At 62.8% G+C, this 14675-nt stretch carries 17 protein-coding genes; 12 read left to right on the top strand and 5 right to left on the bottom strand.

Features of this window, described 5'->3' with window-relative positions; all coding sequences use genetic code 11:
• Positions 1–311 precede the first annotated feature (311 nt).
• Positions 312–1343 (bottom strand): CDP-6-deoxy-delta-3,4-glucoseen reductase, encoded by a 1032-nt coding sequence (locus BLU17_RS07880; protein ID WP_091996171.1) that lies wholly within the window; start codon positions 1341–1343, stop codon positions 312–314.
• Between the two features lie 145 nt (positions 1344–1488).
• Here BLU17_RS07880 and BLU17_RS07875 point away from each other — a divergent pair, with 145 nt between their 5' ends.
• A complete protein-coding gene (locus BLU17_RS07875) occupies positions 1489–2526 on the top strand; it encodes an NAD-dependent epimerase/dehydratase family protein (RefSeq protein WP_091996170.1) in 1038 nt (345 codons plus the stop codon).
• 34 nt (positions 2527–2560) lie between these two features.
• On the opposite strand, the gene BLU17_RS07870 is transcribed toward BLU17_RS07875, so the two are convergent.
• Together BLU17_RS07870 and BLU17_RS07865 are read right to left on the bottom strand one after the other, a co-directional pair.
• Positions 2561–2749 carry a hypothetical protein gene (locus BLU17_RS07870; RefSeq protein ID WP_091996169.1) on the bottom strand — a complete coding sequence of 63 codons (189 nt, stop codon included), beginning with the start codon at positions 2747–2749 and terminating at the stop codon, positions 2561–2563.
• Between the two features lie 162 nt (positions 2750–2911).
• Positions 2912–3619 (bottom strand): pseudouridine synthase, encoded by a 708-nt coding sequence (locus tag BLU17_RS07865; protein ID WP_091996168.1) that lies wholly within the window; start codon positions 3617–3619, stop codon positions 2912–2914.
• Positions 3620–3862: 243 nt separating this feature from the next.
• Between BLU17_RS07865 and poxB the strand changes: the two genes are divergently transcribed.
• Positions 3863–5581 carry a ubiquinone-dependent pyruvate dehydrogenase gene (gene poxB, locus BLU17_RS07860; RefSeq protein ID WP_091996167.1) on the top strand — a complete coding sequence of 573 codons (1719 nt, stop codon included), beginning with the start codon at positions 3863–3865 and terminating at the stop codon, positions 5579–5581.
• A gap of 72 nt (positions 5582–5653) precedes the next feature.
• Here poxB and BLU17_RS07855 read toward each other — a convergent pair whose 3' ends face one another.
• Complete coding sequence (locus BLU17_RS07855; protein WP_091996166.1) at positions 5654–5875, bottom strand: hypothetical protein; 222 nt, start codon at positions 5873–5875, stop codon at positions 5654–5656.
• 435 nt (positions 5876–6310) lie between these two features.
• On the opposite strand from BLU17_RS07855, the gene BLU17_RS07850 reads away from it, so the two are divergent.
• From BLU17_RS07850 to BLU17_RS32235, 3 genes are all read left to right on the top strand, one after another.
• Positions 6311–6640 carry a DUF4148 domain-containing protein gene (locus BLU17_RS07850; protein ID WP_091996165.1) on the top strand — a complete coding sequence of 110 codons (330 nt, stop codon included), beginning with the start codon at positions 6311–6313 and terminating at the stop codon, positions 6638–6640.
• Positions 6641–7353: 713 nt separating this feature from the next.
• Positions 7354–8295 carry a HipA domain-containing protein gene (locus BLU17_RS07845; protein ID WP_091996164.1) on the top strand — a complete coding sequence of 314 codons (942 nt, stop codon included), beginning with the start codon at positions 7354–7356 and terminating at the stop codon, positions 8293–8295.
• Positions 8292–9002: a hypothetical protein gene (locus tag BLU17_RS32235; RefSeq protein ID WP_143189194.1), complete on the top strand. Its 711-nt coding sequence runs from the start codon at positions 8292–8294 to the stop codon at positions 9000–9002. The genes BLU17_RS07845 and BLU17_RS32235 overlap by 4 nt, the downstream gene beginning before the upstream one ends.
• 282 nt (positions 9003–9284) lie before the next feature.
• Here the strand turns inward: BLU17_RS32235 and BLU17_RS34515 are convergent, their stop codons facing one another.
• The gene (locus tag BLU17_RS34515; RefSeq protein ID WP_176928969.1) at positions 9285–9848 is read right to left on the bottom strand and encodes a pyocin activator PrtN family protein; all 564 of its coding nucleotides are present in this window, start codon (positions 9846–9848) and stop codon (positions 9285–9287) included.
• Between the two features lie 472 nt (positions 9849–10320).
• On the opposite strand from BLU17_RS34515, the gene BLU17_RS34380 reads away from it, so the two are divergent.
• From BLU17_RS34380 to BLU17_RS07790, 7 genes are all read left to right on the top strand, one after another.
• Positions 10321–10860 (top strand): helix-turn-helix transcriptional regulator, encoded by a 540-nt coding sequence (locus BLU17_RS34380; protein ID WP_091996159.1) that lies wholly within the window; start codon positions 10321–10323, stop codon positions 10858–10860.
• Positions 10861–11043: 183 nt separating this feature from the next.
• Positions 11044–11286 carry a DUF4224 domain-containing protein gene (locus BLU17_RS07815; RefSeq protein ID WP_176928967.1) on the top strand — a complete coding sequence of 81 codons (243 nt, stop codon included), beginning with the start codon at positions 11044–11046 and terminating at the stop codon, positions 11284–11286.
• A gap of 75 nt (positions 11287–11361) precedes the next feature.
• Positions 11362–11739 (top strand): helix-turn-helix domain-containing protein, encoded by a 378-nt coding sequence (locus tag BLU17_RS07810; RefSeq protein WP_091996157.1) that lies wholly within the window; start codon positions 11362–11364, stop codon positions 11737–11739.
• A gap of 439 nt (positions 11740–12178) precedes the next feature.
• The gene (locus BLU17_RS33050) at positions 12179–12346 is read left to right on the top strand and encodes a hypothetical protein (RefSeq protein WP_176928966.1); all 168 of its coding nucleotides are present in this window, start codon (positions 12179–12181) and stop codon (positions 12344–12346) included.
• Positions 12343–12714 carry a hypothetical protein gene (locus BLU17_RS07800; RefSeq protein WP_091996156.1) on the top strand — a complete coding sequence of 124 codons (372 nt, stop codon included), beginning with the start codon at positions 12343–12345 and terminating at the stop codon, positions 12712–12714. The genes BLU17_RS33050 and BLU17_RS07800 overlap by 4 nt, the downstream gene beginning before the upstream one ends.
• A 113-nt stretch (positions 12715–12827) precedes the next feature.
• Positions 12828–13976 carry a hypothetical protein gene (locus BLU17_RS07795; RefSeq protein ID WP_091996155.1) on the top strand — a complete coding sequence of 383 codons (1149 nt, stop codon included), beginning with the start codon at positions 12828–12830 and terminating at the stop codon, positions 13974–13976.
• Between the two features lie 212 nt (positions 13977–14188).
• A complete protein-coding gene (locus BLU17_RS07790) occupies positions 14189–14440 on the top strand; it encodes a helix-turn-helix transcriptional regulator (protein WP_091996154.1) in 252 nt (83 codons plus the stop codon).
• The last annotated feature ends 235 nt before the right edge of the window (positions 14441–14675 follow it).

Genomic DNA, 14675 nt, shown 5'->3' with positions numbered 1-14675 from the left:
TCCGCGTTTGGGCTGCAAAAAAGGTTGAAAAGATACGGCGGAAAAACAAAAAGCCACGGACTGGCCGTGGCTTTCGTGATTCGAACTTGCTGTGCGTTGACATGTGCAACGCGCGTCCGCGACTAGCCAGGCCCTAGAGATGGGGCGAGCGGCGACGTCGAAGGGCGGGCGGGATGCAGTTCATGGGCGCAAGAATACGACAAGCCGAACGGCGATGTAAACCGCCAATGTGCGGGCAGCCGAAGAATTTTTCGTGACGGCTGCCCGCGTTCGCGTGCATTGCACGCGCAACGACCGGCTCGTGTTCCCCTTTAGACCGCGTTCGCGAGGTCCGCGGCGCTCGTGAACGAGTCCGCGTAGAACTCGTTTTCGGGCAGGCCGTGGTGCTGCGTGAAATCGCGCTGCGCCGATTCGACCATCACCGGCGCGCCGCACGCGTAGACCTGGTAGCCCGAAAGATCGGGCAGATCCTCGATCACGGCACGGTGCACGAAGCCCGTGCGGCCCGTCCAGTTGTCGCCGGCGGCGGGCTCGGAGAGCACCGGCACGAAGCGGAAGTTGGGGATGTCCTTCGCCCATTGCTCCGCGAGATCCATCAGGTACAGGTCCTTCTTTTGTCGCGCGCCCCAGTAGAGCGCCATCGGGCGGTTCAGGTTCTTGTGGACCGCGTGCTCGACGATTGCCTTGATCGGTGCGAAGCCGGTTCCCGAGGCGAGCAGCACGATGGGCTTGTCCGATTCCTCGCGCAGGAAGAAAGTGCCGAGCGGCGCTTCGAAGCGCAGGATGTCGCGCTCCTTCATCTGCGTGAAGACGTGGTCGGTGAACTTGCCGCCCGGCATATGGCGGATGTGCAGCTCGAGCGGCCCTTCTTCGTGCGGCGCGGTGGCCATGGAGTAGCTGCGTCGCGTGCCGTCCTTGAGGATGAATTCGAGGTACTGGCCGGCGAGGTACTGCAGGCGCTCGTTGGCGGGCAGTTGCAGCTTGAGGACGATCACGTCGTCGGCCTTGCGCTCGATGGCGGCGACGCGGGTAGGCAGCTTGCGCACCTGCACGTCGCCCACGCCCGCCACTTCGCGGATGTCGATTTCGAGATCGCTTTGCGCCGTCGCGCAGCAGAAGAGGGCCATGCCGCGCGTCTTTTCGTCATTCGAGAGCGCCGAGACCGCGTGAGCGCGCTGCTCGACCTCGCCGCTGCAGACCGTGCCCTTGCACGAGCCGCATGCGCCGTTCTTGCAGCCGTACGGCAGGCCGATGCCCTGACGCAAGGCCGCGTTGAGAATGGGTTCATCGGGCTCGACCTGGAATTGCCGGCCGCTTTGCTTGAGCGTTACGTTGAAAGCCATATTCAGGGAAGCGTAAGTCTGTATCCGAGGGTTGAATCCGGTCGCGGGTCGCTTCCGGGCAGAGTTTCCAGGCAGTTTCCGGTCGGTTCCCGCGTTTCCTTGCCGGCCGTCGCCGCGAGGCCCCAGCCGCTAAAATAGGTCCACCATGATTGCCACACGAACCTTGCGCCGTGCGCGCATCCTGATTGTCGGTTGCGGCGACGTCGGCCTGCGCTGCGTCGCCCGGTTGCGCGGGCGGCCGGACCGCGCGCGCGTTTTCGCGCTCACGCGCAGACCCGAGCGCGTCGAGGCGTTGCGGGCCGGGGGCGCGGTGCCGTTGCGCGGCGACCTCGATGCGCGTGCGAGCCTCGTGCGGCTCGCAGGCCTCGCGAGCGTCGTGCTGCACCTCGCGCCGCCCCAAAAATCCGGCGATGACGACATGCGCACGCGCCGCCTGATCGCTGCGCTCACAGCACGCCGGCGCGCCGTTGCGCGCCCTGCGCCGGCGGGGGTTTCGAGTTTCGCTCGTCGCGCCGCTTCTGGCCACGCTGCAGCTTTGGGACCGCCCGCTATTGTACCCGAGCGAACCAGGCGGCCCCGTGGCGCCCGGCGCAAGCGCCCGACGCTCGTCTACGCGAGTACGACCGGCGTATATGGCGATTGCGGCGGGGCGCGAATCGACGAAACCCGCGTGGTACAGCCCGCCAACGCCCGCGCGATACGCCGCGTATCGGCCGAGCAGCAACTGCGGCGCGCGACCGCGCGCGGCGCGCTGAGCGCCACCATCGCGCGTATTCCGGGTATCTACGCGGCGAACCGCTTGCCGCTCGCGCGGCTCGAAAAGCGCACGCCGGCGCTCGTCGCGCCCGACGACGTCTACACGAGCCACATCCACGCGGACGACCTCGCGGCCGTCCTTCTGCGCCTCGCGACGCACGGCCGGCCCGCGCGCACGGTTCATGCCTCGGACGACAGCGAACTGAAGATGGGCGAGTATTTCGACCGCGTAGCCGATGCCTTCGGCCTCCCGCGCGCGCCGCGCGTGAGCCGCGCCGAGGCCGAGCGCGAACTCGAACCGGTCCTGCTCTCGTTCATGCGGGAGTCGCGCCGGCTCGCCAATACGCGGCTCAAGCGCGAATTGCGCGTGCGTTTGCGTTATCCCGATGTGGATGCGTTCCTGCGCACGCTGCCGCCGCACCCGTGACTTCGGGTGGGCGGCGCGGCGCAAAGCGTGCCGTTCACGTGATGGCCGGCAGCGCTTCGAGCAGGAGGAAGCAGAGCAACGCTCCGATGAGCGCTCCGATCAGGTTCGGATGGTATCGATGCCGCATATGCATCGACGCGAGCAGTCCGCCAATCAGAACCGCTCCAAGCGCCACGAATGCCATCAACACGAATGAAATTTCGAATGTGCCGTTGACGATCATGATGCCCCTCCTTGCAGCTTGTAATCGTTCTTGGAACGAGTATAGGGCGGAACATCAGCGAGGACATGCTGCAGCGCGGCGTAACCGCGGGCCGGCTTGGGGCAGGCGGCGCGGTCCGGTTGGCGAACGCGCGCAGGGCGCGCGCGCGGCGCGGCTGGTGGTTTACCCCTTGTTGCGCAGCGCGTCGAGCGCGGCGGCATCGAGCCACTGCCAGGCTCCCGGGGCAAGACCGGCGGGCAGCGCGAAGCCGCCGATGCGCTCCCGGTGCAGCGTCTCGACACGGTTGCCGGCCGCCGCGACCATCCGTTTGACCTGGTGATACTTGCCTTCGAGCACAGTCAGTTCGAGTTCGCGTTCCCCGCGCGCGCGCGCCGCGACGGCGGCGCTCGGCTCGTGCTCGCCATGTAGCAGAACGCCCTCGCGCAGGGCCTTTAGCTGCGTCTCGTCGAGCGGATGGCGTGTCCCCGCCACGTAGACTTTCGGCACCTTGCGTTTCGGCGACGTGAAGGCGTGAACGAACTGGCCATCGTCGGAGAGCAGCAGGAGGCCTGTCGTATCCTGATCGAGCCGGCCGACGCATTGCACGTTGCGTCCGGCGAACTGGGGCGGCAGCAGGTGGAAAACGCTCAGATGATGCTGCGGATCGCGCGAGCACTCGTAGCCGGCGGGCTTGTTCAGCGCGATGTAGGCGTGCTCGTGAAACGGCCATGGCGTGCCGTCCACGCTGAAGACGAGGCCCGCCGTATCGAACGTCGCGAGCGGGTCGGTGCACGGCTCGCCCGCGACGGCGACGCGGGCGTCGGCGATGAGCGTGCGACACTGGCGGCGCGAGCCGAAGCCCTGCGTAAAGAGAATGCTTTCGAGATTCATGACGGACGGCCAACGGCGTGGAGCGGGGTATTGTAGCCGCGCGAGCTGGCGGCGCCCGCTTTGCCGATCCGTCACGCGCGGCTGGACTACGCGTTTGGGGAGGATGGCGTAACGTAGCGCAGGATTATCGGCCGGTCTGGTCGATCCGGCGGGCTTGCACGCCTGCGATCCACCCCCGTTTTCTTCTCGCGCAGTGCCGGGCCTCGGCGCGCGCTGCGCCGTACGGCTCTCCTGGAGAACACCATGGCGAAGACGATTGCGGATCATCTGGCGAAAACGCTTGAGGCGGTGGGTATCGAGCGCATCTGGGGCGTGACCGGCGACAGCCTGAACGGCTTGTCGGCGAGCCTGCGCAAGCTCGGCACGATCCGCTGGATGCACACGCGGCACGAGGAAGTCGCGGCCTTCGCGGCGGGCGCGGAGGCTGCGGCAACCGGACGGCTCGCCGTGTGTGCCGGCAGTTGCGGCCCAGGCAACCTGCACCTCATCAACGGTCTCTACGATTGCCATCGCAACCGCTCGCCGGTGCTCGCGATCGCGGCCCACATTCCGTCGACGGAAATCGGTCTCGGCTATTTCCAGGAGACGCATCCGACCGAACTCTTTCGCGAGTGCAGCCACTACGTCGAACTGGTGACGAATGCCGCGCAATTTCCACGCGTGCTCGATACCGCCCTGCGCACGGCGATCGACCAGAGGGGCGTCGCGGTCATCGTGCTGCCCGGGGACGTCGCGTTGCTCGAAGCGCCCGACGAGGAACCGGCCTGGGCCCAGGCGGCGCGGCCCGCGACCTTGCCATCGTTGGCGGACATCGACCGGCTTGCCGTGCTGCTGAACCGCTCCGAAGCGGTTACGTTGCTGTGCGGCAGCGGCTGCAAGGGCGCGCACGACGAAGTGGTGGCATTCGCCGACGCGCTCGGCGCGCCGACCGTGCACGCGCTGCGCGGCAAGCAGTACGTCGAATGGGATAACCCGTACGACGTCGGCATGACGGGGCTGATCGGCTTCAGCTCGGGCTATCACGCGATGATGTCTTGCGACACGCTCGTCATGCTCGGCACCGATTTCCCGTATCGCAACTTCTATCCGCCGCACGCGAACATCGTGCAGATCGACCGCGACGCGGCCGCGCTCGGCAAGCGCGCGCCGCTTGCGCTCGGCCTCATTGGCGACGTGCGCGAAACGCTGCGTGCGCTCGCGCCCAAGCTCACGCGCAAGACCGACCGGCGCTTCGTCGAGCACGCGCGCGAGCACTATGCGAATGCGCGCAAGGGGCTCGACGACCTCGCGCGGCCGGCGGCCGCGGGCAAGCCGCTGCATCCGCAGTATGTGGTCTCGCGTATCGACGCGCTTGCCGAAGACGATGCGATCTTCACCGTCGACGTCGGTACGCCCACGCTCTGGGCCGCGCGCTACCTGACGATGAACGGTCGGCGCCGCCTGCACGGCTCGTTCAACCACGGCTCGATGGCCAATGCCATGCCGCAGGCGCTCGGCGCGCAGGCTGCGCATGCAGGGCGCCAGGTGATCTCGCTGTCCGGCGATGGGGGCCTGTCGATGCTGCTCGGCGACATACTGACGGCGCGCCAGCTCGATCTGCCGATCAAGATCGTCGTCCTGAATAATGGCTCGCTTGGCTTCGTCGCGATGGAGATGAAAGCGGGCGGTTACGTCGAGACGGGCACTGATCTCGTGGCCACCAACTTTGCGGATATCGCAAAAGGAGCTGGGCTTTTCAGCGTGCGCGTGGAGACGTCCGAAGCGCTCGACGATGCGCTTCGCGCGGCGTTCTGGCACGCGGGGCCCGCGCTCGTGGACGTGGTGACGACGAGGCATGAACTGGCCATGCCGCCGAAGCTGCAATGGGCGCAGGCGAAAGGGTTCAGCCTCTACATGCTGCGTGCGGTGCTGAGCGGGCGCGGGGACGAAGTGGTTGAACTCGCGCAGACGAATTTGCGCTGAAAAAAACATAAACCCGCGAAGCGTCGTGCTGTCGCGGGTTGGCGCTGCTTGCCGAGGTAGGGCGTACCGGGGTCAGTCGGTGATGGCGATTCGGGTGCTGTCGTCGGGATTGGCGCGAAATTCATCGACGCGGCCCGCACGTACGTCGAGCAGCAGCCGCTCCAGCGCTTCGAGCTTGGCTGACTGGTTGGCGCCCGATTTGATCAACGTCGCGACGGCGTGTCCGGAGAGGGACTCGTGAGCCTCGAGGAGAACACGGATGGCCTCCTCCCGTGTCATGAAAATGCGGTCCATCGTGCGCTTCCCGTTTGCGTTTGCTGTTCAATAATTATCGCAAAAAGTCGATAACGGCGGCACCGGGGCGCTGCGAGGCGCGCCGCTTTCGCAGATTGCTTGATATTCGTCCAACCCCGCGGCGGGCCGGGGCCGCGCGGCAGAAAACCCGCGAAGTTTTGGTTGCGGGTAAGGACGGCGCACAGCCGGCCACGTCATTAGGAATGGCGTCGTGGGCCGATGCTCCGATGCCCGTGCCGCCGGCCGGCTGCGCGGTATTAGCCGCTTTGCCTTGTCGGGTGGGCGTTTATGGGGGATGGGCTGCATTCTGCTGCTGGCTGGAATAATGCCTTCGAATACTAGGGGTTAACCCTGAACCTTAATGCTCCTAGACTTTGTTCATCGGATGCAGACACGTTGTCGCACCGCTCACAAAAGTTGATGGAGGTAGTAATCATGAAGTCCCTGATCCAGGCCGTTGCAGTTGCCGTCGCCCTTGTTGTTCCGGTTGCCTCGTTCGCACAATCGGACGGCCCGGTGACCCGCGCCCAGGTGCGCGCCGAACTCGTCCAGCTTGAGAAGGCCGGTTATCACGTTGGTGATGGCGATCAAGCGCACTACCCGGACGCAATCCAGGCCGCCGAAGCGAAGGTGGCTGCGCAGCAAGTCGCTGCAAATGGTGGCCAAGGTGGTTATGGTGGTGCCGCAAGCGGCTCGTCGGATGCCGGGCAAGCGCGTGACGGCCGGGTTTCGTCGTACTCGGTTCCTGTGTACAACCACCATTAAGCAGTACTTTGTCCAGCAGGCCGCCTGAGCCGCTACCAGACCAGCCTGCCGTTAAGCGTGAACATGCGCGCTCAGGGATGAGCGCGTAGTGCGCCACGCGATACCTCGAATACCTCCCGCCGTCGGTTATCCGATGGCTTCGCTCGGGCCATACGGCCTGGGCGCTTTTTCGGATGAGGTTCGATCAGATCGGTCTGAGGCAGTTTTTTTGCGTGGTCATCTATTGTCCCTGTCGAGGATTGTCAGTGGGCGGCTTTGTCGGCTCCCGGATCTCTCTAACCATGCCGGCGCCGGGAAGCGCTATCGCAAGATGAACGCGTAGGACACCCCCGGAAAACTTCCGCTTGGGGGAGTTGTGCTGATGATAGTTGGGAGTAGAACAACAAAAAACCCGCGAAGCCTTGTGCTGTCGCGGGTTTTTGTACTTCGCCGGAACTTGCTGGAATATTCTTTGGTGCTCGGGCCGGAATGAAATATTGGCGGCAAAGCATTGCCAGATAAGGAAGTTGCTCTCTTTCTTTCTCGGAAAACCCCCAAAACGACCCCCAGTCCAACCCCGCTGCGCACTTCACGATACCGCCTGAAAGTTGGCTCGACACTTCTATAAGTGGGCAGTAATCGTACAATCTCGACTGACAAATCCAAACTTCGGGCTCGGAGAATCTGCATCTTGCCCGTCAGACAAAAACAGACCAACGCAACTGATCGCGCCGATGACCGAATCAATTGAGCCTCGACGGCAGCAGACAATCATTGACGTGGTTCATTGGGAGGCGGACGCTGAATTTGGCGTTTTTCCGCAGGGCGCACGGGCGAAAGAGGCGGTATTTTCACCGGCTGAAGTACCCGATCCCTGCATCACCCCAAAGAAGCGCTATCTGTTCAAGAGGTCTAAGAAAAGCTACCCGGATCAGTTTTGGGGAGAAATCGTGGCCTATCGTGTCGGATGCGCGATGGGCCTGTGGGTGCCCCCAGCATTCGCCGCAGTCAACTCCGGTACGGGCTATTCAGCGGCACTCATTGAATGGTTCTATGACCCGCCGCAACGGTTTGTACATGCTGGCGACTTCATGCAACGGCTCATAAAAGACTTTGATCGAACACGCGGTACTCAGCATAACCTCGCAAGCTCCGAAGTACTGATGCGTGCCTTTGTCAAAGCTGAGCTAATCCAAGAGAATTGGAAGCAGTGGCTGGCGGACATGTTCGTTTTCGACACCGTCATTGGAAATACCGATCGACATCAGGATAACTGGGGCTTCATCTTTGACGGATCGGGAACTTGCAGACTAGCCCCGCTTTTTGACAACGGAACCAGTCTCGGGCATGAGCGATTTATTGAGCGGATCGCCTCATGGGGCGATCGCGAGATCGCAAGCTATGTGGCCAAGGGGCACCATCACATGGGACTTGATCGCGCTGCCGGTTGCATGTCTTCGACGCATATAGCACTAGTTGAACACGCCTTGGCTGAGTGGCCAGAAACGCACACGACAATTGTGGAACGGTTAGACTTGCTTGAAGGATGTCTACCCGACCTCCTGAACGACCTTACTGCCCTGGCAGGTGATGTGCCTCTCATCCGAGGACGCGCGCATTTCATGCTCCGTTTGATAGCACATCGACTTGCCTTGCTTCGGACAGTGACGCAATGAACCTTCTACACGACATCCGCGAACCTAGCCGCCTGTTGCTTACTTGGCAGCCTGGCGAAGCAGAGCCACATGCGCGCACTCGGCGCATAGTCGGCGAAATCGTAGCGGAAGGCGACGAATTGGTGCTTCGATACCTTCACGGGACGCCGGATTACGTAGCTGCCGAGGCATGCGGCTTCCAAGGCTACCCGGCATTCCGCCCTTCTGCGCGAGAGCACCGTCAGGGTGTGCATGAGGCATTCAGTCGACGTCTTCCCCCTAGGAAGCGCGAAGACTTTGGTGATTTTCTTGCAAAGCATCGGTTACCTAATCCGTTTCCGTATTCCGATCTTGCACTTCTCGGTTACACGGGAGCAGCTCTGCCGAGCGACGGGTTCGCTCTTGTCCCCGATTTTTCGGGCACGACAGAGGCTTTTGAGTTCATCATGGAACTGGCCGGGGTACGACATGTCCATGGGCTGAATATGTCGGGGATCCGGAACGGCGACGAAATTAATTTCGCGATCGACCGTGAGAATCCGGTTGATCGAGATGCGGTATTCGCCCTGCATCGTGGAAAGCCGCTGGGATATGTGAACCGTGCGCTTAGGGCGAGCTTGAGCAAGTGGGCCGCGAAGGGAAGTCTGTCCGCAAAGGTGGACAGGCTAAATGGCACGACCGATCGCCCGCGCGTCTTCGTGCGTCTTTCATTTCACCCTTGGAAATAGTGAAGCGGCGCCATGGCACCTTGATTCTTCTGGGATAGCAGGTGCCCCTTTCGTCAGAATCGACCTGACCTACTACTATCCAGTCCGCTACCTAATTGCGAAGGGGCCAATTGCGCCAGTCGAACGGCTCATCGTCTTCCGACGCCGGCAGCCCTAGCGCCCACGCGACGAAATGCGAGGTCAAGCCGTCCGTGCCAAGCTCGGCAATCAACTGAACGGCTTCCTTCCGGTCGATTTCGTCCTGCTCCTCGAGCGAGGGTCGTCCTGGGCGCGGCCGCTCGCCTATCGCTTGCCTCGCAGTTGTTCATATTCTTCCTGTGCCTCGGCTCGGCGCGCATCGATATAGGCGGCCAGATCCACGACATGGACGCCCTTCGCGGCTTTCTGCGAGCTCTCTATGCGAATGACCGGCAGCGCGATTTCCCCGATGCCCACCTTGTGCAGCAGCTTTTCCGGCGTAAGGTGCGAGAAGTAGTCCCGGCACACCACGTCGAGCGGCACGATCGACGTTGCGCCGTATTGCGCTAGCAGTAGGAAGACCGTGTTCACCTCGGTTGGAGCGCGCGGCGCCGGCTGATTGCGCATCGGAGGAGTGCCGGGTTTTGATGTTGAGGTGCCGCGGCGACCGCTATCTGGAACGGGGGCAGCCCCCGAACGTGTCTCCGACCGAACGTGGCCGATGCCTGTGAAAGCCTCGACGCTCTCGGCGGAGATGCGGCTACCCGCCTGGCCGACCTTCACGAGTCGAAGCTTGCCAGCCGCGACCATCCGGTACACGGTCGCGCGCGAGATTCCCAACTGCGACATCACCTCGCTGATCCGGTAGAGCTTCGGAAGTTGGGTCATAGCTAGGCCATAGGTGTCGAAAACGGGGCAGAGGGCGGCTGACGACGGACGGTCCCTGCACTTAAGCATTGGCCGGCGCGCTTATTGTGCTTGTCGCCGCCGCGCGTGGGCGCTGCCCGACTGGTTCGGGGCAAGGCCGGCGTCGCCATCGACCACGCGAGCTGGGCGGCCACGATCCCCATTGCCTTCCTCGTGGCCTCGACCTTCGGGCCCGATCGCCTGGCTCATCGCTGCATGGTGCCTCGTGGCGAGTGCTGTCGTGCTGGGCGCGTCGCCCGCGCGCGCGGGCTGCGCCGGTGTTGCGGGCGCGCTCACGCTCTCGTCAACGTGGAGCTGGCCGCCGCCGAGAGTGTCGGCATGATGGGCGCTGCCGCCGTAGTAATCGCGACCGCAGCGGGAAGGCGCGTCGATGGCGCCGCGGCGACGCCTCTCAACTGAACTCGGCGCGGACGTTCGTCGGAGGTAGTGGCAAATGAAAGCGATTCGAATCAAGGAGGTTGCCGCGAAGGTTGGCCTGGGGCAGTCAACGCTTTACCGCATGATGGCCGATGGCACCTTTCCTAAACCGTTCCACTTCGTGCCCGGCAGAATTGCATGGGTCGAGAGCGACATTGACGAGTGGTTGGCCGGCAGAGTGCGCGGCGGCATATCGGAGGCGGACGCGACGCACGCCACGGAGGAGCCGCCAGCGGCCGCGGGGCAACGCATCTTGTCGGTCACTGACGGGGCGCGCGAAGCGGCACCGCGGTCACTTGACCTGATCGAGCGTAACGACATTGAGGCGCTGGCGCGACGGATCGCTGCGTGGCTGTCGCCACACGCGCTTTGGGATCTCGCCGAAGTGGCGGCATACCTGCACTGCAGCGTGCATTACACGCGGGAGGCGATCATCTTGCAGGATGACTTCCCGCGTCGTATTCGTATTCCATCGGGAGGCGGCGCATCCGAGCGTGTCCGAGGGCTCTGGCGCTCGAAGGAAGTAATCGCGTGGGCGGAATCTCACGCCGAATAGAGGGAGAGCGACTGGCGTTGGTCTCTTGGTACTTACGCTTGACCGGCGCGGGCGATTGATTGAAATCGCCCAGTAGACCCAGTGACACAGTCGCCCTCAGATCGAGATCCTACGCCGGACGGTGGCGCCACGCACCGGCCCTCATACCTGATGCCTCACAACCCCTCGCGTGGGACAGACGAAATGCCGATCGAAATCCTATCGCCCGAGAAGCTCCAAGAAATCACTGGGAAGAGACGTTACTCAGCCCAGATTGCCTGGTGCAAAGAGAGCTTTGGCATCGTGCCGGCGCGTCGTCCCGATGGCTCCATCGTGATGATGCAGTCGGTATTTGAGGCACTCTTGATGAAGAAGATGGGTCTGGGGGCGCCATTGCCTAAGGCGAACGAGATCGAGAGGCCCAAGCTCCGCCCCCGCATTGCCTGATCGACGCTAGGCATTTCCGGTCGGAGGGAACGCGTGGAAAAATTCGGTGACTTGGCTAGACGCCTTCGCGTACGCATGACTCGCAGCACGAACCGGGAGAATTCCCTCGACTGCAGGGCCGCGGACGCCATTAACCAACTCCAGGCAAATAATGAGGCTTTGGAGGCCGAGAATCGGCGTCTTGAGGCTGAAAACCGGACCTTGCGCGAGGGAAAACTGGTGCCAGCGGCCGAAGCAGAACAGCAGGTCGAAGCCCAGGATGCGCTCCTGGCTCTTGCTCCTGCACTCGGTCTGCGCAAGGTAGCCGAGTTGCTCGGCGTTTCCTACACCACGGTTTACGTCCATAAGGAAAAGCTGGGCTTCTTCCAGGTCGGCAATCAGTGGCGCGTGTGGCCGGAAAAATTGAAGGAGATGACGTCGGGTTCCCCCCCCCAGCCGGCCGGCCTCCGCTGAGTCACCGTCTCGCCGGCAAGCTGTGGCGGCGCATACTCCGGTGCCCCAATTGCCGCTGTCGGCTCGCCAGGCGGCGGCCGAGTTCGAGAAGCTTTTGGCGGAGCACCGCAGTGGGCGGGCTAAGCGCCGCGCGTCAAAATGAAGTAGGGGGCTTGACTGCGTGCTCGTGCCGCAGGCATCATCATCTTGCCGTTGAAACAGCAGCGGCCGGGTTTGGCGACCTGACATGCTCTCTGGCGCAAGTAAGCCGCGCCGTCGTTCGACCCGCGGCTTTTCTATTTGCGTCTGCCTTTGCATGCCTTCAATGGGCGGGCCTGGGTGGGGAGACCTTCGGGTCTGCCGGTATCCAGAGACGCCGGTTCGCCAACCCCGCTCAGTGCCCGCTCACCCCGTTTGGCGACGGGGGCGGGTTACCCAACCTGTCTCTGGAGGCCGCACCATGCGCCAAGCCCTCGCTCGTCCCGAGCAAACCGAATCCCCCCTTGAAATCATCCGCGCCGCGCTGCGCGACGCTGCAACGGCGCCGACTGTGTTCGATGCGCTCGACGCCTGCGGCGAAGCGTTGCGTCGTCTCGCCGAGATCGCCAGCGCGGGGGTGGCGCGATGATCTCTGAAAACTTCCTCGACGACCGCTTTTCGATCTTCACCGATGCGGCGATCGAAGCGTCCGGCCGCGGCGCGTTCGTTCGTGCAGAGCCGTTTCTCCATGAGATCGACCGCGCTTTCCTCGTGACCCGCGGTATGCGCGAGATCATGAACATCACGCGCGCCAACCTGATTCGCGAAACCGTCTATTGCGCTGGTTCGAATGCCGGCCTTGAGCCGCCTCTCAATCGCGCTTCGATCGAGGCCCTGCTTGGCCTCGGCGTGGCTGTTTCCGAGATGTTCGAAGAGAGCCTTGAAGACACGGCGGCGTGGGTCGAGAGGCAGGCGGATAGTGCCGGCGAGACGGGCGCGAAGCGCAGCGATGGCTGAGCGCGATACGGCATAATCGTTTCAACCGCGCCTAGCCCGACGGGGCGAAAACCGGGCTCCCTTACCCGGTCGGCGCGGCCCAACATAAGGGGTTTTGCGTGAGGGCGCAATCTATGGGTGCTGAAGGCCCACGTTCATTCTCGGAAATCATCGCGGCGAAGCGAGCCGAGTTCATCAGCTATCGCGAGGCAGTAACCAAGCTTGCGGAATATTGTGGCGATTCTCTGGCGGCAGTTGCAGAGGGCTTGAAGCAACACGATATTCAGATGCTCAACGGCGCGTTTCTGGAGGGCTCTGAACGCTCGGTTGTCTTGGTACACAGTTGTACCGCGCTAAACGGCCTTCTGGATGAAACCATAAAAACAGGTGAAATTCCTGACTCTGTGTCGTTTTGGGACGAGCCGAACGCGACTGCGGATGGCGATGGCTGGATTCGGAAAAGGTTCATCGAGTTGTTGCGCGCCGTAGACCTTCCATGCCCAGAGTCTCTTGAAACGCCGGGGATGGCCGAAGCTATTGGAGTCGTCAAGCCACCTGCCGAGGTCGCCGCTGCGCGTTGGGCAACAGCACTGCGTGGTATGTCTTCGTTCCATCTGTGGGAGGCGGCGAGTGTGCTCGCGGGCATTGATCCATATGAGCCGGATTGGGGTACTGCGCCGGAAGAGGACGCGGAGATTCGCCGATGCAAGCGTTTGCTAGTCTCGGCGATAGATGCCGGCGAACTCCCAAACAACACGTGGGGGAGCACACGGGATGAACAGGAAATTCCGCACGCTTCACTTCGAGCGTGGTGCCGCGAAAATGGGTACGACTGGCCGATTCCTCAGCGGGGCTCGCTGGCGACAATCGGCGTCGAAGACCCGGCCGAGATCGATCGACTGAGGGCTGTCGAAATGGAATCCGTTGAGCTAAGACGGCATCTTGATGCCGCTATCGCGAGTCTCGCGGATGCTAACGCACGGCTCGCCAAACTGGATCCGAGTACCGATGTTCTGGCCGAGATGCGCGCCTTGCAGGACGAGATTAACCGTTTGAAGGGACTTGCGCCGCCGCGCCCGGAATTCCTGATTCCCATTGTCGTCGCGGTACAAAAGCAATTTTGGGCCGATTGGGACGAGAGCAAACCGAGGCCGAAGGCAGAGGAAGAGATCCAGCCTTGGATTAGATCGAACTTCCCGCAAATCTCGGACAGCAACGCTCTGGTGCAAGCGGTTGAGAAGGTTGCCTGTCCATTCAACAGGAATCCCGCCGCTAAAAAATGACCCTAACGGCCTCCGTAAAACCACCCTGAGGCCGACGGTAGCGGCTCGAAAAAAGTACAACCCTAAGGGTTCCCTGCGCATTGCTGGGCGTGGATTTGAGCAACGCAGAGGGTCCAGAAATGGTGTCAACCCTTAGCCCTTTGGGTGTTGCCCTGAGGGTGGGCTAAGCCATCACCATTCGTTCACCAATCCCCACCAAGAACGGTGAACGAATGAAGAACACTACTGCCGCCCCCGTCGTTTCCCCCTCCATCGACACGGCGCCGCCGCCGACCCTCCCAGCGATCGGTCTCTCCACGTGGGCGCAGATCGACCCGTTCCTTCCAATCGGGCGCGAAACGTGGCGCAAGCTCGTGCGAGCAGGAAAAGCACCACAGCCGATCCGCTTGTCGCTCACGTGTGTCGCCTACCGTAACGAAGAAGTCCACAAGTACCTTGCCGATCCGCTCGGCTATCGCGCATGAGGGATTGCCTCATGAGAACGAAGGCGGATCGAGCATCCCCGTCCAATGCTCGTAGGCGATTCGGCGGCCCCGGCGCCGCGCCGGTCGGTTTCCATGTAGTGCGCGGCCCTTGGGTTGTCCAGAAGGATCTGACCTGGCCTGCTGTCGCATGGAACGATGGCCGCTGCTGGGCCTACCTGCACGACATGACGCCATCGGCTGTCCAGCACGTCCTCGAATGTTTGCGTGAGGCCGA

Origin of the sequence: Paraburkholderia lycopersici, from assembly GCF_900096975.1 — a bacterium.
GTDB classification, from domain to species: domain Bacteria; phylum Pseudomonadota; class Gammaproteobacteria; order Burkholderiales; family Burkholderiaceae; genus Paraburkholderia; species Paraburkholderia lycopersici.
This window is presented reverse-complemented; position numbering and strand designations above follow the sequence as displayed.

Excerpts from the sequence above, each read along its gene's own strand:
- BLU17_RS07810 (WP_091996157.1), top strand. The coding sequence starts at position 11,362 with ATGACTCGCAGCACGAACCGGGAGAATTCCCTCGACTGCAGGGCCGCG.
- BLU17_RS07875 (WP_091996170.1), top strand. The coding sequence starts at position 1,489 with ATGATTGCCACACGAACCTTGCGCCGTGCGCGCATCCTGATTGTCGGT.
- BLU17_RS07815 (WP_176928967.1), top strand. The coding sequence starts at position 11,044 with ATGCCGATCGAAATCCTATCGCCCGAGAAGCTCCAAGAAATCACTGGG.
- poxB (WP_091996167.1), top strand. The coding sequence starts at position 3,863 with ATGGCGAAGACGATTGCGGATCATCTGGCGAAAACGCTTGAGGCGGTG.
- BLU17_RS07865 (WP_091996168.1), bottom strand. The coding sequence starts at position 3,619 with ATGAATCTCGAAAGCATTCTCTTTACGCAGGGCTTCGGCTCGCGCCGC.
- BLU17_RS34515 (WP_176928969.1), bottom strand. The coding sequence starts at position 9,848 with ATGACCCAACTTCCGAAGCTCTACCGGATCAGCGAGGTGATGTCGCAG.
- BLU17_RS07870 (WP_091996169.1), bottom strand. The coding sequence starts at position 2,749 with ATGATCGTCAACGGCACATTCGAAATTTCATTCGTGTTGATGGCATTC.
- BLU17_RS07795 (WP_091996155.1), top strand. The coding sequence starts at position 12,828 with ATGGGTGCTGAAGGCCCACGTTCATTCTCGGAAATCATCGCGGCGAAG.
- BLU17_RS07880 (WP_091996171.1), bottom strand. The coding sequence starts at position 1,343 with ATGGCTTTCAACGTAACGCTCAAGCAAAGCGGCCGGCAATTCCAGGTC.
- BLU17_RS07855 (WP_091996166.1), bottom strand. The coding sequence starts at position 5,875 with ATGGACCGCATTTTCATGACACGGGAGGAGGCCATCCGTGTTCTCCTC.
- BLU17_RS07845 (WP_091996164.1), top strand. The coding sequence starts at position 7,354 with ATGACCGAATCAATTGAGCCTCGACGGCAGCAGACAATCATTGACGTG.
- BLU17_RS07800 (WP_091996156.1), top strand. The coding sequence starts at position 12,343 with ATGATCTCTGAAAACTTCCTCGACGACCGCTTTTCGATCTTCACCGAT.
- BLU17_RS33050 (WP_176928966.1), top strand. The coding sequence starts at position 12,179 with ATGCGCCAAGCCCTCGCTCGTCCCGAGCAAACCGAATCCCCCCTTGAA.
- BLU17_RS32235 (WP_143189194.1), top strand. The coding sequence starts at position 8,292 with ATGAACCTTCTACACGACATCCGCGAACCTAGCCGCCTGTTGCTTACT.
- BLU17_RS07850 (WP_091996165.1), top strand. The coding sequence starts at position 6,311 with ATGAAGTCCCTGATCCAGGCCGTTGCAGTTGCCGTCGCCCTTGTTGTT.
- BLU17_RS34380 (WP_091996159.1), top strand. The coding sequence starts at position 10,321 with ATGAAAGCGATTCGAATCAAGGAGGTTGCCGCGAAGGTTGGCCTGGGG.
- BLU17_RS07790 (WP_091996154.1), top strand. The coding sequence starts at position 14,189 with ATGAAGAACACTACTGCCGCCCCCGTCGTTTCCCCCTCCATCGACACG.